Source organism: Niallia sp. Marseille-Q9988 (assembly GCF_976954375.1).
In genome coordinates this window covers 238,773-254,643 of record NZ_CDRJSZ010000001.1, presented here as the reverse complement: position 1 = coordinate 254,643, position 15,871 = coordinate 238,773, and the positions used below count along the sequence as shown (strand labels likewise).

The window sequence follows — 15,871 nt, the reverse complement described above, 5'->3', positions numbered from 1 at the left end:
AACGATGAAAATATGAACCAAACGCCAAAATATAATTCCAAACCTAAACAAAAAACACCACCCAATCAAAAATGATTAAAGTGGTGCAATATATTCATAACCTAATCTCAATCGTGGAAATTCATACCATCTGTTACTTCTTTAACAATGCCAGCACGAATGACAAAATCGCCAAAGTGTTCATTTTCTATGCGTTCTTTTGCAAAACGTGGGAGCAAGACGCGAAGTTCAGACAAGATTTCTTCCTCGCCGACATTTTCGCGATATAGTTTGCTTAAACGGCTTCCGTTGAAGGCAGCGCCTAAGTACATATTGTATTTTCCAGGACCTTTCCCAATAAAGCCGATTTCTCCTAAAGCATGGCGAGCACAGCCATTTGGACAGCCTGTCATACGAATCGTAATTTCTTCTTCTCTCAACCCGTTTTCATCGACAATTTCTTCAATCTTATCAATTAAGACTGGTAAGTATCGTTCTGCTTCTGCCATCGCAAGCCCACACGTTGGTAGGGACACACAGGCAATAGAATTGCGACGAAGTGCGGAGAAACGTTTGCCATCCATTATGCCGTATTGCTCTATTAAATGAGCAATCTGCTTTTTATTGCGGCTTGATACATTGGCGATTACTAAATTTTGATTAGCTGTTAATCGAAAATCGCCAGTATGTACTTTAGCAATTTCGCGTAAACCGGTCATTAAAGGATAGCTTTCATAGTCTTTAATGCGACCGCCTTCGACAAATAAAGTGAAATGCCATTTTCCTTTGATTCCTTTTTCCCAGCCATAGCGGTCGCCAGTATGATTGAAGTGGAATTCTCTCGCATCTTGCAGCTTCCAGCCTAAACGATTCTCTAATTCTTCCACAACATTCTCTAAGCCGAGGCGATCTACGGTATACTTAAACCGAGCATTTTTACGAACAGAGCGATTTCCGTAATCACGTTGAATGGTAATAACTTTTTCAGCAAGTTCTAAAATTTGTTCTGGTGTACAGAATCCAATTACTTTTGCGAGCTGAGGATAAGTTGCTTTATCTCCATGGGTCATTCCCATTCCGCCGCCAATGGCAACGTTGAAGCCAACTAATTCTTCCTTCTCCGTAATAGCGATAAACCCAAGATCTTGGGAGAATACATCGATATCATTAGAAGGAGGAACTGCAATGGCAATTTTAAATTTTCTCGGAAGATATAATTTTCCATACATTGGCTCTACTTCTGTTTCCTCCACAGTTGGAGTGAAAGCTACTTTTTCCTTATCTAACCACAGCTCATGATAAGCTTGTGTACGAGGCAATAAATGATCACTTAATTTTTGAGACCATTGATAAACCTCACTATGCAATGCTGATTGGTAAGGGTTTGGATTACACATTACATTACGGTTTACGTCTCCGCAAGCTGCAATCGTATCTAGTAGAGATTGATGGATATCTTGGATCGTTTGTTTCATATTCCATTTTAAAATACCGTGCATTTGGAATGCTTGGCGTGTTGTCAATTTCAATGTATTATTTCCATACTTCTGTGCCAATTCATCCATTGTTAACCATTGTGCTGGTGTAGCTACCCCACCAGGAGTTCGGACGCGAAGCATAAATTGATAGGCAGGCTCCAATTTTTGTTTTGCGCGTTCATTTCGAATATCACGATCATCCTGTAAATAGCTTCCGTGGAATTTCATTAAGCGGTTATCATCCTCTGAAATACCTGAGCTTATTTCTTCCTCCATGGATTCCTTTAAAGTTCCACGTAAGTAATTGCTTTCTTCTTTTATGCGCTCCACATCACTTGGTGGTCCTTCTGGGGCTTTTAATACTTGTTTTGCCATTTTAGAAAAACTCCTTTCCTGCAATATTATTAGTAAACATCTCGTTGGTAACGTTTGTTTTGTTTCATGGCTGCTACATATTCCTCAGCTTGTTCTAATGCCATTTGACCTTCTTTTTGAATAATAGCAAGAAGAGTTTGATGAACATCATGCGCCATATGCTTTTCATCTCCACAAATATAAAGAACAGCTCCTTCTTCCAGCCATTCAAATAGCTCTTTACTATGCTCAAGCATACGATGCTGAACATATACCTTTTCTGCTTTATCACGAGAAAAAGCAATATTCATTTTCGTTAACACACCATCTTTAAGCCAATTTTGCCATTCTGTTTGATAAAGGAAGTCTGTGACAAAATGCTGGTCTCCAAAGAATAGCCATGACTTTCCTTCTGCTCCAATTTCTTCTCTTTCTTGCAAGAAAGAGCGGAATGGTGCAACTCCTGTCCCAGGACCAACCATAATAATAGGTGTGTCTGGATTTTCTGGAAGCTTGAAATTTTCATTGTTTTGTATATAGATAGGCAGCTTATCTCCTGGCTGGATACGCTCAGCAATTTGAACAGAGCAGACACCGTTGCGATCTCGTCCGTTTGCATGGTAACGCACGGCTCCGATGGTTAGATGTGCTTCATCTGGATTTGCCTTATAGCTGCTGGCAATGGAATAAAGACGAGTCGGCAGTTTACGAAGCAAGGATGCGAATGTTTGCGCATTTGTCTCTAACGGCCCGAAATCTCGGATAAGGTCTAATATGTCACGACCATTTATATATGCTTTTAGTTTTTCTTCATTTCCTTTAGCTAGTAGCTCATCTAAAGATGGATTTGCCGCTATTTTTGCAAATTTTTCTAATAGTGGCTTTGTTAAAACAGTAATTTCATAGTATGTTAATAAAGCTTCGCGAAATGCTAGAACTTCCCCTTGTTTATTTATCGTTACACTTTCTGTAGGAGAGAATCCTAGTTCTTTTACTAAAAGATCTACTAGCTCTGGATCATTATTAGGAAATATCCCGAGGCTGTCGCCAGGCTCAAAGCTAATACCAGAATCCTCAAGAGAAAGTTCTACATGCAATGTTTCTTTATTGGAACCTTGACCATTTAAATTAATGACGTCAAGTATCTCTGCATAATACGGATTGCTGCGGGAATAGCCAGAATCTCGAATAGATTGTGGTATTGTGCTTATTGGATTAGGGGCTGTTGACTCTGCTTGAAGGTTCAAGCCGTTAACAACACCTGAGAACCATTCGCTTGCTGGCTCCTCATAATCGAGATCACAATCCACACGTGGGTAAAGTCTCGTTCCGCCTAATTCTTCTAAACGGGAATCAAATTGTTTTCCTGTTTCACAAAAGAACTCATAAGAGCTATCGCCAAGCGCCAACACCGAGTATTGGAAATCCTCAAGCTTTGGAGCTCTTTTTCCATGCAGGAATTCATGGAAAGCTATTGCGGTATCTGGTGGATCACCTTCTCCATGTGTGCTAACAATAATAAGAAGATTTCGTATTTTTTTAAGATTATTAGGCTTAAAATCAGCCATTGATTGTACTGTTACATTAAATCCCAATTCCTTTAAGCGACTGCCGTGATCCTTGGCAAGGCTTTGTGCATTCCCAGTTTGCGATCCAAAAAGAATGGTAATGTCTTTTGTAATGGGAGTAGCTACCTGTTGTTCCGTTAATGAAGTAGTTAGGCTAGGTTCTCCTGCTGTTGTTGCGATTGCTGCTGTGGAAGCAGATAAATAACCATTTAGCCAAATTTTCTGTGATTCAGTTAAAGTTGGTAAAAGACGGTTTAATAATTCGGTTTGTTCTTGATTAAAGGGACTGTTTATTACTTGAAGCTGCAACACTTTCACCTCGCATAGATAATAGCATTTCTTTTTATAGTTTGATTAGTAAGATAATTCTTGAGATTTATTTTATAATGAAAAGAGAGGATTGTCACTGTGAATTTATTAATCCTATCAGACAAATCGGATTAGAAAATATAAAAGTAGCCTGTTACTTTTTTGAACAAGCAGGGGGATAATATTTTTTCTAAAGATTAGTCTTTATAATTTTAATTGCACTACAAAAGCTATCTGATAAGGATTCACCTAATAAATGACTGTGTTAGGCGTCATAATGGCATACAATTCAACCATGAAAGTGGTCTGCCTAAACTTTCCTCGTATTACACGTACTCTAATTGTACTTTACTGTAAATAAAAGAATGAGTAAAATACATATAATTAATTGCAACTATTAGTAATTCTAATAACTGAAAGCTAAGATGGAGGAAAAACATGCAATATGATGCGTTAAAGACATTTGTGACACTTGTTGAAGTGAAGAATTTTACAAAGACAGCAGAAATGCTCCTTATGAGTCAGCCTAGTGTTAGTCTGCATATAAAAAACCTTGAAAAAGAATTCCAGACAAAATTATTGGAACGCTCACCAAAGTATTTAAAAGTAACGCCAACAGGCCAGATGCTATATGATTGTGCCGTTCAGATGATTCGCTTATATGAACAGACGAGACAGCATATCTTGGAGCACCATCATGCAATAAAAGGGGAACTGAAAATAGGCGCAAGTTTTACGATTGGCGAATATATTTTGCCTTCCGTACTGCTTGATTTGCAAAAGCAGCATCCTGAATTGCAAATACAAGTAACGATTGGAAACACAGAAGAAATTGTCCAAGCAGTAAGATTATATGAAGTAGACATTGGTTTAATTGAAGGGCAGACAAATGATAAGGAATTGCAGGTTATTCCTTTTATGGAAGATGAGCTATATATTGTCGCATCTATGAATCACCCTTTAGCACACCGGGAAGAAATTTCGATTTCAGAACTACATGATCAAGCGTGGATTACAAGAGAGGTTGGATCAGGGACGAGAGAATACTTAAATCATGTCATTCGCTCCAATGGCTTAAGAGCCCAATCCTTCTTAACCATTAGTAGTAATCAAGGCATCAAGGAGACACTGATTAATGGAAATGGTTTATCGCTTTTATCAAAAAGTGTCATTGAAAGGGATGTAAACAACGGGAATCTGTGTATTATTTCAGTGATAAATACTCGCTTTACAAGAAGGCTATCCTATTTATTTGCACCAATTATGAAGGAGAAACAAAATGTTCTTACCTTTATTGAGACATTAAAGGAGACATTTCCCTATAATGATTAATCATTGGCTGTTCCTATAGGAGTCAAGTGGTCACCTCTCCAAACCAACTTAATATTCGCTTTCAAATAAATTAATTCTAATTTAATTTGGAAAAACTATACTTTTTCAGTGTCCTCATCATTTAAGGTGGGACATATGTATAACAGCAAGTAATTAATCTCATTCTAAAGGAAAAAGCAGAAAATCCTTCTTATATCATAGAAAAATAACTAGTGTTTGTAGTATGATAACAAAGGAATTTTATTAAAAGAAGGAAAAGCAAACGAACTGCTTTTTCTAAATAAGGAGAACTACTTGCCTATGAAAAAAAGAAACAAAACAACTCGTTTGGTTCTACTAGGTCTGCTTACCGCAATTATTATCATTCAAACCATTGTTCCGATATTAGGATATATTCCGACTCCTATACTGAGTTTAACGATTATTCAGGTTACAGTTATTATTGCAGCTATCGTGTTAGGGCCAGTAGATGGTGCAATTATTGGAGGCGTTTGGGGAGTCATTACGTTCGTTCGAGCGTTCACCTATCCAACAAGTCCCCTTGCGCCGATTATTTTTACAAACCCATTAATATCTGTTTTTCCAAGAGTGATGATTGGAGTAGTGGCAGGGCTGTTATTTTACAAAGTGCTGAAGGATAGAATGAATGAGACGATTGCGATGAGTATTTCTGGTGTGATTGGTTCACTAACCAATACGATTCTTGTGTTAGGATTTGTCTACTTATTTGTAAGAGAGAGCTATGCAAATGCAATAGGCGTGAATGTTGAAGATCTTCTGCCAGCGATACTAGCGATAGTTGGCACAAATGGTGTACCAGAAGCAATTCTATCAGGGATTCTTACACCAATCATAGCTAAGCCGTTGTTAAAGATAAGAAAAAAATAAGGAACGGAAAATGAGGCTGGGACATAAGCATTTCAATCAATAATAAACACGACTTAATATAATTAATTCGCATTAATGTTCGTATTTATTATTTCAGACAAAGGTTTAAAACGACTTAGTTTTTACACGTGACTATAGTTAAAAACATAGATAACCATCATGAGAAAGTAGAAGGCTTTATTTAGGAGATAAATTAGAGATTTAGTTGTTACAGATTGGTTATTTAGTTTTGTCCCAGCCTTATTTTTGCAACAAGGTTCTTTTTTTATTATCGGTCATGCACCAGTAAAATGTTTTTTTATATAATGATAACAATTATTCCTCCTTAAATACTAGGAAATAAAAATATAATTCCGACTAAACAACTAGAAAAACTTATTGACAATAATAGCAATTATGATAAAATTTAGAAAATAACGATGCTTATCAAGAGTGACTGAGGGAATTGGCCCAAAGAAGTCCGGCAACCTGCTAAAGTGCAAGGTGCCAAATCCACCAAAATGGATAGCCATTTTGAAAGATAAGGTAAGAATAATTACCTGCTATCTTTCCGAATGGAAGGATTTTTTTAGCTTTTATGCGTGATTTCTACATGGATAAATCCAAGCGGTCATTTGGTAAGAGTATTCGGTACAATAAATGTCTGGCGCAAGCGCTATGCAAATGGTTAATAAGGATTTCACCTTTTTTAAGGAGGGATTTGTTGGTGGGGGAAACAAATCAGCTGGACAAAGTGAAGACTCAATTAGAAGAAATTTTAAAAACAATGCAATTTGGATCTGTCACGTTAGTGGTACAGGATGGGAAAATTATTCAAATTGAAAAAAATGAAAAAATACGCTTAGGAAAATAATTTAGGCGTTTTATAAAGAAGCTGACTAGACAAACTAGAGGCAACTTTAACTGAGAAAGTGGTTAAAGCTGCCTTTTTGCATAAAGTGGCATTTAATCAACGGGATAGTCGATTAAAGAAAATAATGGTTGGTTATACGCAGATAACCAGATGCTTACGCTTTTCTAATAGGGATGGAGGATTGTTTATGAGTGAGTTATTAACCTATGAAACAATTGATACGTATCCTCCTGTTGACTTTTCGAGCGAAACGGAGACAAAGGGAGCTTTAGAGGTTTTAAAGTGGGCCTATGATACGTATAAAGATGATATTGTTTATGCTTGTAGCTTTGGAATTGAAGGGATTGTGCTAATCGATTTAATCTCGAAAATAAAGAAAGATGCTCATATTGTCTTTTTAGATACAGATGTACATTTTGATGAAACCTACGAATTAATTGATAAAGTGAAAAAACGGTATCCTGATTTGCAAATAGAAATGAAAAAGCCGGCTATTACATTAGAGGAACAGGCAGCTCAATATGGAGAGGAGCTTTGGCTATCTAATCCAAATAAGTGCTGTGAAATTAGGAAGGTGATTCCTTTAAATGAAGTACTATCTGAGCCGATTGCTTGGATATCTGGGCTTAGAAGAGAACAGTCGGAAACAAGAAAAAACACACAATATCTTAATAAAGATAATAAATTTAAGTCGATTAAAGTTTGTCCACTTATTCATTGGACATGGAAGGATGTTTGGAGATACGCCCATAAGAATTCTTTAGATTACAATATTCTTCATGATAAAGGCTATCCTAGCATTGGTTGCAGAACATGTACACAGGCAGCTATTAATATGGATGATTTACGTTCTGGAAGATGGTCAGGAAAAGGAAAAACAGAATGCGGGTTACACTTACAATAATGAGTAGAGGTACACGGGTATGATCGTTGTTCTAGCAGGTATTATGTCATTGTTTTTTGCAATGAACATTGGCGCAAGTGGTGCAGCAGCAAGTCTTGGTGTTGCATATGGATCAGGCGCTATTCCCAAAAAGAGAGTAGCTTTGCTCATATGTGCAGTTGCAATCTTACTAGGGGCAGTTATTGGCGGAAGTGAAGTAGTAAAAACAGTTGGGGAAGGGTTAATTCCAAGCAATATCCTTGATGCCAAAATCGTTTTAATCATATTATCATCAGCTGCTCTTTCCTTATTTATTGCGAATATAATGGGGATTCCCCTTTCGACAAGTGAAATTACAGTTGGTAGTGTAGTAGGAGTAGGTGTAGCTTTTAAAAGCTTATATATTGCGAATATATTATGGATTGTCTTTTTTTGGATTTTAGTTCCTATCGTTTCTTTTTTTATTGCTTTAGGGGCTGGAAAATATATAAGAAAGCTTGAAAGTCAAAATGAATGGATACGTAATCCAAGTAATGAAAAATATTTATCTATTTTCGTCATTATCGTTGGCTGCTTTGAAGCTTTCTCTGCAGGGATGAACAATGTCGCAAACTCTATTGGACCATTAGTTGGTGCAAACATGATATCTATGCAAACAGGAGTAGTTGTAGGTGGTTTTTTCATTGCAATTGGAGCCTTTTTGTTAGGCGGAAGAGTACTTCAGACCAATGGAAAGAAAATTGTCCAATTTAGCAAGCTTGAAGGAGGACTCATTTCAGGAACAGGTGCAACACTTGTTATGATTGCTTCTATATTTGGATTGCCAGTGCCATTAACACAGGTCACAAGTTCAGCAATTATTGGCATTGGAGTATCAAAGAATGGATATGGAATGCTGAAAAAGAAATTAGTGCTCAGAATATTTAAGGTATGGATTGTTTCGCCAGTCTTATCATTAGTTATTTCTTATAGTCTAATTCAAGTATTCATAAAAGCAGATATCTATAATGTACTTATAATTCTTAGTGTTTGTATTGCAACACTTGGAATTATAAGCTTGATGAAAACCATTCGAGAAGATAATAGCACTATTTATGAAGACGGTGGCGGGATTTAATAGAACGAACTGGAAAAAGGACTTTTATACCTAAAAAAACAATCAAAAACGAAAGGTGTGCTAAAAATGGCTTTAAGTCAACCACACGGTGGAAAATTAATTAATTTATACGATCCTAAATATGATGTATCTGAACTAAAGGTAGAACTAGAAATTGACACGGTTGCACTTAGTGATCTGGAGCTAATTGGAAACGGAGCATATAGCCCGCTAACAGGATTTCTATCACAAAAAGATTATGAAGCAGTTGTGGAAAATATGCACTTATCTACTGGAGAAGTGTGGAGTATTCCTATTACATTACCTATTTCACAGGAACAATCAGAATCTATTAATCTTCACGATACAGTTAAATTAGTATATCAAGGAGAAGTGTATGGTGTACTGACAGTAGAGGATATTTACATTCCAGATAAAGATAAAGAGGCAGTATCTGTTTACCGTACAGATGATTTAGCACATCCGGGTGTTAAGAAAATGTTTGACCGAGGAAATATTTATCTTGGCGGACCAATTAAACTAGTAAAGAAAGTAGATAAAACAGATTTTAGTAGTTTTTACTTAGATCCAGCAGAAACAAGAGCTGTGTTTGCGGAAAAGGGCTGGAAGACAGTAGTAGGGTTCCAAACAAGAAATCCAGTTCACCGTGCTCATGAATATATTCAAAAATCAGCGCTTGAAATTGTCGATGGTCTATTTTTAAACCCATTGGTAGGAGAAACAAAGTCTGATGATATTCCCGCAGATGTTCGTATGGAAAGCTATCAAGTCCTATTGAAAAACTACTATCCAGAAGATCGTGTTTTCTTAGCTGTATTTCCAGCTGCTATGCGCTATGCAGGCCCAAGAGAAGCGGTGTTCCATGCGATGGTAAGAAAGAACTATGGCTGTACTCATTTTATTGTAGGTCGTGATCATGCAGGAGTTGGAAGCTACTATGGAACGTATGATGCACAAAGAATCTTTGCTCAATTTACCCAAGATGAGCTAGGCATTAATCTTTTATTCTTTGAACATAGTTTCTATTGTAAGAAATGTGAAAACATGGCTTCTACAAAGACTTGCCCACACGGTAGTGAACATCATGAAATTTTATCTGGTACAAAGGTTCGTGAACTTTTAAGAAACGGAGAAATTCCACCAAGTACATTTAGCCGTAAAGAAGTAGTGGAAGTGCTAATCAAAGGGTTACAAAAACAAGAAATCCATTCTTAAAGGAGAGAGAACGTTTTGAGCCAAAGTACAAATATCACATGGCATGATCATGCTGTAACAAAAAAGGATAGAAGAGAAAAAAATAAGCATCATAGCTATGTCCTATGGTTTACAGGGTTATCTGGCTCTGGAAAATCGACGGTTGCAAATGCTGTCGCCAAAAGATTATTTGACGATCAGACAAATAGCTATGTCCTAGATGGAGACAATATTCGTTTTGGAATTAATAAAGACTTAGGATTTTCTGATGAGGATCGAAAAGAAAACATCAGAAGGATTGGAGAAGTAAGTAAGCTTTTTGTAGATAGTGGGCATGTAGTACTAACTGCCTTCATTTCTCCATTTCGTGAAGATCGTGATAGGGTTAGAGCTTTATTAGAAGAAAACGAGTTTATTGAAGTATATATAAAGTGTTCTTTAGAGGCTTGTGAAGCAAGGGATCCGAAAGGCTTGTACGAGAAGGCAAGGAAAGGCATCATTAAAGATTTTACAGGGATTAGTTCTCCATATGAGGAGCCCGTTCATCCCGAAATAGTAGTGGATACAGAAAAATATTCTATTGATGAGTGTGTGGAACAAATCGTACAATATTTAAAAGAAAAAGAATATTACATCTCTTAATGTAGGGAAAAGGAGAAACCTGGGCGTGGTCTGTGGAATAACTATCCGTTCATCGGTATTTCCTTTCCCCTCTTTTCATTAACCTAAGAGAAACAACGAGAAGGGTGGATAAAATGGGGAAAGTATATCTAGTTGGTGCAGGACCAGGAGATCCAGATTTAATAACGGTAAAAGGACTAAAATGTATCAAAAATGCAGATGTTATCTTATATGATCGCTTAGTAAATCGAGAGTTATTAGAATATGCAAGACCTAAGGCAGAACTGATTTATTGTGGCAAGCTTCCCCATCACCACGCTATGAAGCAGGAATTGATTAATCAAACGCTAATTAAGCATGCCAAAAAAGGAAAGACAGTGACAAGGCTAAAAGGTGGAGATCCATTTGTATTTGGACGGGGAGGAGAAGAAGCGGAAGAATTAGCCAAAAATCAGATTCCCTTTGAAATTGTGCCAGGAATTACAGCAGGCATTGCTGCACCAAGCTATGCTGGTATTCCGGTGACGCACCGTAATTATGGATCCTCCTTTGCCTTTGTAACAGGGCATATGAAAAATGGGGAGGAAGACCATATAAAATGGGAAGCACTTTCGCAAATTGATACCCTTGCTATCTATATGGGAGTAAAAAATCTTCCATCTATTCAGTCAAAGCTGCTCTCTTTTGGAAAAAATAGCACAACCCCTGTAGCTTTAATAAATTGGGGGACAACTCTAAAGCAAAAGACGATTGTAACGGATTTGCAGCATATGATAGAAGATGCGGTAAAAGGGAAAATTGAAAATCCATGTATGATTGTCATTGGAGAGGTAGTAAAAATGCGAGAGAAAATCCAATGGTTTGAAGAAAGCTTCGGAGAGGACATGCCAAAAGAGGTGGTTTTATAGTGGAGGCAATATTATATATCTGTCATGGAAGCAGGGTAAAGGAAGCCAGTGAGCAGGCTATCTCCTTTGTAAAGAAGTGTATGGAGAGCAATGAATTTAAAGGGATACAAGAATACTCCTTTTTAGAATTGTCGGAGCCTTCCATAGAAGAGGGGTTTCGAAATTGTATTGAAAAAGGAGCCACTACTGTTTATATCATCCCTGTGTTGCTTCTCACGGCAGCACATGCTAAAAAAGATATTCCGGAAATATTAGAAAAACTTTCGATAGAATATCCCGATGTTCACATAAAATATGGCAAACCAATCGGTGTTCATCCTCAAATGGTTGAAATTGTTGCAGATAAGATTAAACGTACATCTATTTATAAGAAAACAAAGGAGGAAGTACTTGTTATTCTTGTTGGGCGTGGCAGCAGTGACCCAGATGTAAAACGGGATCTATGCAAAATCGCTTCCCTAATTGAAACGGAAGTAGACCGAATCGTTGTACAGGATTGCTATTTAACTGCTGCACAGCCTAGCTTTGAAGAAGCGCTTCAAATGGCTGACCAATCTTCCTATCGCCATGTGTTAGTTATTCCATATCTTTTGTTTACCGGAGTTTTAATGAAATCGATGGAAAAAACAATAAATAAAATAAAGAGTATCGATAAAGAATACGTCCTCGCTCCTTATTTAGGCTATGACCCATTAATAGCAGGGATATTAAAAGAGAGAATAGATGAAATGATGGTAGGTAATGAATATGATCTCATTACTAGTTGAGCTAAAAGATAGGCATTGTGTGGTAGTTGGTGGCGGCAAGATTGCCTATCGAAAGGTAATGATGCTTTTAGAGGAAGAAGCCAAGGTGACGGTAATCAGTCCTAAAGCATGCAGCGAAATAGAAGAGCTTTCAAAAGGTGAGAAAATAAAGCTGATTCAAAGAAAAGCAGTTGAAGAAGATTTTTCCCATGCTTTTCTAACCATTGCTGCAACAAATGAGGTGGAAGAAAATCGCCGTATCACGCAAAGACTTAAATCGATCAGCTTAGTAAATGATGCATCTGCCTATGAAGAGGGAAATTGCCAAATCCCAGCTAGCTTTAAAAAAGGGCGATTACATTTAAGTGTTTCTACGAATGGTGCCAGTCCAAAATTGGCTAAAAGAATGAAGGAAGTATGGCAAGAGAAGTATGATGATAACTATATTGCGTATATTGACTTTTTATATGAGGTTCGAAACCTTTTAAAGCAAAAATCACTTCCTCCTGAAGTTTCCCATGCAATCTTAGAAGAAATATTAGATAATGCCTATAAAGATTCAGGTGAATTAAGACATATTTACTATGAAAAGCTCTTGAACCTCTAACCAAATGAGATGGTTTAGGGGTTTTTATATATGCATTTATTGGACAGGCAGTTATATTGTTTGAATCACTGCCCCCATTCTAGGAAGTAGACTTTACTGCGCTCTTAACATTTGATCGTTCTTCTAATGGCTTCAAGTTTCATCCAATTATCATATTGTATCCTTGTCCCGTTTAACATATAATTTTTGTATAATGGTATTATTTTCATAACTTTTAAAAAAATCCCGACCAGTTTAAACATGGCGCTCATTTAAATTGGTAGATTAATAGGAGGATACATGAGATTTAGTACAAAGCTTTATTTTGGTTTAGGAATTATCTTTGTTTTAATTACCATTCTAATTATTGTACTTATGGGTATGCTTCGGCAGCAAAATGACAACATGCATGTACTTGTTACTGATAAGACAGAAAGAATAGATGCTGCATATATTTTAAAAAATGAAATTAATAACTTAAGTAGAGAAATCTATGAATTGTCCTCGCAATCGTCTATAGATTTAAATGATAGAACAATTAGTCAAATGGAAGAAACACGTAAGGAAATAAATAAAGCGTATAATTTCTTGATAGATCAAGACAAAAGAGAAGAAACGCAGGAATTATTAGTACAGTTTTCGACCATTTATGATGTCTTTGAAGAAAAGGGACAGCAAATAGTGGAAGCAGAAGACAAAAAAATGGATTCGGATTTTTGGATTAGAGAAAATGATGAAAAAAATAGGCTGTTAGAAATTGCTAACTCCTTATATTCGATACAGCTTAAAGATATGCAAGATGATCTAGAAAGTTCAAAGAAAACCTACGATATCGTTGTAGTGATGACATATATTTATATAATTGTCGGAGTTGTTAGCAGTATTGCTATTGCCATTTATTTAATAAGAGGGTTAACAAGAAACTTAAATAAAGTCACAACTGTCATGTCTGGTGTCTCTTATAAAAAGGGAATAAAATTTCCTCGATTAGAAATTGATTCAAAGGATGAAGTAGGAGAAATTGCGCGTGCTTTTAATGAAATGGTAACGACTTTAGAAAAGTATTCCAAAGATGAAATAGAAAGCAGGGCAAAAGCAGAAGAAAAAAGCTGGTTAGATTCACGTTTGGCAGAAATTACAACAGGTTTTTCAATGGTAGAAACAATGGAGTCGCTTGCTGATTATTTTATTAGTCAGATTACACCAGTAGTTGGAGCACAATATGGAATCTTTTATCAAATAAATAAACAGGAACAAGCGCACTATCTAGAAGAAATAGCTCAATATGCCTTCCATGACCAAGGAAGGTCCCCGATTATACAGCTAGGAGAAGGATTAGTAGGACAAGCAGCGAAGGAAAATAAAAGTATCAGTTTAATAGACATTCCGAAAGAATACATAAAGATTAAATCTGGTTCAGGAGAAGCAGAACCAAAACAAGTTCTTATTCATCCGATCTCCTATGAAGGAAAAGTATTAGCCATTGTGGAACTTGCCTCTTTACAATATTTTAGACCTGTTCAACAACGCTTACTTAAAGAGGTGGTGGAATATTTAGGTATATCCATTCATGGGATTATCAATCGACTGGAAGTTAAGCGATTATTAGAGGATGAGCAACGTTTAACAGAGGAGCTGCAAAGTCAATCAGAAGAGTTACAGGCTCAACAGCAGGAATTAATGGCGATTAATGAGGAGCTACAGACACAATATCGAGTTTCAGAGGAGAAAAATGCAGACCTTGAGCAAATAGGGAAAGAGTTAGAGGAAAAAGCGGAACAGTTAGTCTATAGCTCCCAATATAAATCTGAGTTTTTGGCAAATATGTCTCATGAGCTTAGAACCCCTTTAAATAGCATGCTAATTTTATCACAAATGTTAGTGGAAAAAGAAAATGAAAATTTAAATGCGAAACAAATTCAATATTTGCAGACCATTTATTTTTCTGGAAATGAATTATTAAGATTGATCAATGAAATATTGGATTTAGAAAAAATTGAGACAGGCATGATGGAAATAATAGTAGAACCAGTAAAAATGGAGGAGTTTCAAAGTTGTCTGAAAAACCAATTTGCTCCTATTGCCAATAAGAAAAAACTTGATTTTTCAATAAAAATGGCGAAAGAGGTTCCAACTTTTATTGAAACAGATGCCCATCGTCTGAACCAAGTATTAAAAAATTTATTGTCAAACGCTTTTAAATTTACGGAAAAGGGAAGGGTAGAATTGTCTATTCGATTGGAGAATTCTACTAAGTTAGCTAAAGCTAATGAAGAGGTAGTATCTTTCACCGTAAAGGATACTGGGATTGGAATTCCTAAGGAGAAAATGGATATAATATTTGAGCCTTTTAAACAGGCAGATGGAACAATTAGCAGAAGATATGGGGGAACAGGTCTGGGGTTGTCAATCTGTAAGGAAATCACTCATTTGCTAGGAGGGAGATTGGAGGCAACCAGTATGGAAGGGATGGGAAGTTCTTTTTCTATCTATTTACCTACAATGGGCCAAAAACAGAAGGATGCGGTATTAGTAAATGAGAGATTGCTAAAGGAAGAGAGCTATCAACAGACTGCTGTAGCCAATGAAGAAGTAATCGATATAATCCATTCTAATGAGAATGCTAATTTGAAAGGAAAAAAGGTATTAATTATAGATGATGATATCCGTAATATTTTTTCCATCCATGCTGCATTGGAAGAGTACAATATTGATATCCTTTATGCGGAAAATGGCAGGGATGGCATAAGTCTTTTAGAAGCAAATCCAGACGTTAATCTTGTATTAATGGATATTATGATGCCTGAAATGAGCGGCTTAGAAGCTATTTCCATCATAAGAAAAAAGGAGGATTTTAAAACATTGCCCATTATTGCAATAACTGCAAAAGCGATGAAACATAATCGAGAACAATGTATAGAAGCAGGTGCATCTGATTATATTAGTAAACCAGTAAATTTGGAACAGTTATATTCGCTAATTCAAGTTTGGCTTTATAAAGAATAGAAGGACGATACTGATATTCAAGTAATGTTAGTAAATGGCTTGTTAATAG

General features: G+C 36.4%; 13 protein-coding genes and 1 riboswitch. Of the genes, 11 read left to right on the top strand and 2 right to left on the bottom strand.

Annotated features, from left to right (window positions below; translation table 11 throughout):
- Positions 1-107: 107 nt before the first annotated feature.
- Entirely contained in the window at positions 108-1,832 is a 1,725-nt protein-coding gene (gene cysI, locus ACWNMZ_RS01215) for an assimilatory sulfite reductase (NADPH) hemoprotein subunit (protein WP_251627885.1), read from the bottom strand.
- A gap of 29 nt (positions 1,833-1,861) precedes the next feature.
- Positions 1,862-3,688 (bottom strand): assimilatory sulfite reductase (NADPH) flavoprotein subunit, encoded by a 1,827-nt coding sequence (locus ACWNMZ_RS01210; RefSeq protein ID WP_031535120.1) that lies wholly within the window; start codon positions 3,686-3,688, stop codon positions 1,862-1,864.
- A 438-nt stretch (positions 3,689-4,126) separates the two neighbouring features.
- Here ACWNMZ_RS01210 and ACWNMZ_RS01205 point away from each other — a divergent pair, with 438 nt between their 5' ends.
- From ACWNMZ_RS01205 to ACWNMZ_RS01155, 11 genes are all read left to right on the top strand, one after another.
- Entirely contained in the window at positions 4,127-5,020 is an 894-nt protein-coding gene (locus ACWNMZ_RS01205) for a LysR family transcriptional regulator (RefSeq protein ID WP_031535117.1), read from the top strand.
- A 300-nt stretch (positions 5,021-5,320) separates the two neighbouring features.
- Positions 5,321-5,908 (top strand): ECF transporter S component, encoded by a 588-nt coding sequence (locus tag ACWNMZ_RS01200; protein ID WP_031535115.1) that lies wholly within the window; start codon positions 5,321-5,323, stop codon positions 5,906-5,908.
- Positions 5,909-6,328: 420 nt separating this feature from the next.
- Positions 6,329-6,435: riboswitch (SAM riboswitch) on the top strand.
- 197 nt (positions 6,436-6,632) lie between these two features.
- Positions 6,633-6,761, top strand: a complete 129-nt coding sequence (locus ACWNMZ_RS01195; RefSeq protein ID WP_268817803.1) for a YezD family protein — start codon at positions 6,633-6,635, stop codon at positions 6,759-6,761.
- A gap of 187 nt (positions 6,762-6,948) precedes the next feature.
- Entirely contained in the window at positions 6,949-7,665 is a 717-nt protein-coding gene (locus ACWNMZ_RS01190; RefSeq protein ID WP_031535113.1) for a phosphoadenylyl-sulfate reductase, read from the top strand.
- Positions 7,666-7,684: 19 nt separating this feature from the next.
- Positions 7,685-8,761 (top strand): inorganic phosphate transporter, encoded by a 1,077-nt coding sequence (locus ACWNMZ_RS01185; protein WP_031535111.1) that lies wholly within the window; start codon positions 7,685-7,687, stop codon positions 8,759-8,761.
- Positions 8,762-8,827: 66 nt separating this feature from the next.
- Positions 8,828-9,976 carry a sulfate adenylyltransferase gene (gene sat / locus ACWNMZ_RS01180; protein WP_031535110.1) on the top strand — a complete coding sequence of 383 codons (1,149 nt, stop codon included), beginning with the start codon at positions 8,828-8,830 and terminating at the stop codon, positions 9,974-9,976.
- Between the two features lie 15 nt (positions 9,977-9,991).
- Positions 9,992-10,597: an adenylyl-sulfate kinase gene (gene cysC / locus ACWNMZ_RS01175; protein WP_031535108.1), complete on the top strand. Its 606-nt coding sequence runs from the start codon at positions 9,992-9,994 to the stop codon at positions 10,595-10,597.
- Between the two features lie 113 nt (positions 10,598-10,710).
- On the top strand, positions 10,711-11,484 hold the full coding sequence (gene cobA, locus ACWNMZ_RS01170) for a uroporphyrinogen-III C-methyltransferase (RefSeq protein ID WP_031535105.1): 774 nt from the start codon (positions 10,711-10,713) through the stop codon (positions 11,482-11,484).
- A complete protein-coding gene (locus ACWNMZ_RS01165) occupies positions 11,484-12,251 on the top strand; it encodes a sirohydrochlorin chelatase (protein WP_031535104.1) in 768 nt (255 codons plus the stop codon). The genes cobA and ACWNMZ_RS01165 overlap by 1 nt, the downstream gene beginning before the upstream one ends.
- A complete protein-coding gene (locus ACWNMZ_RS01160) occupies positions 12,232-12,837 on the top strand; it encodes a precorrin-2 dehydrogenase/sirohydrochlorin ferrochelatase family protein (protein WP_235248560.1) in 606 nt (201 codons plus the stop codon). Before ACWNMZ_RS01165 ends, ACWNMZ_RS01160 begins: the two co-directional genes overlap by 20 nt.
- A 279-nt stretch (positions 12,838-13,116) precedes the next feature.
- Entirely contained in the window at positions 13,117-15,822 is a 2,706-nt protein-coding gene (locus tag ACWNMZ_RS01155; protein WP_251627884.1) for a hybrid sensor histidine kinase/response regulator, read from the top strand.
- Positions 15,823-15,871: the final 49 nt, after the last annotated feature.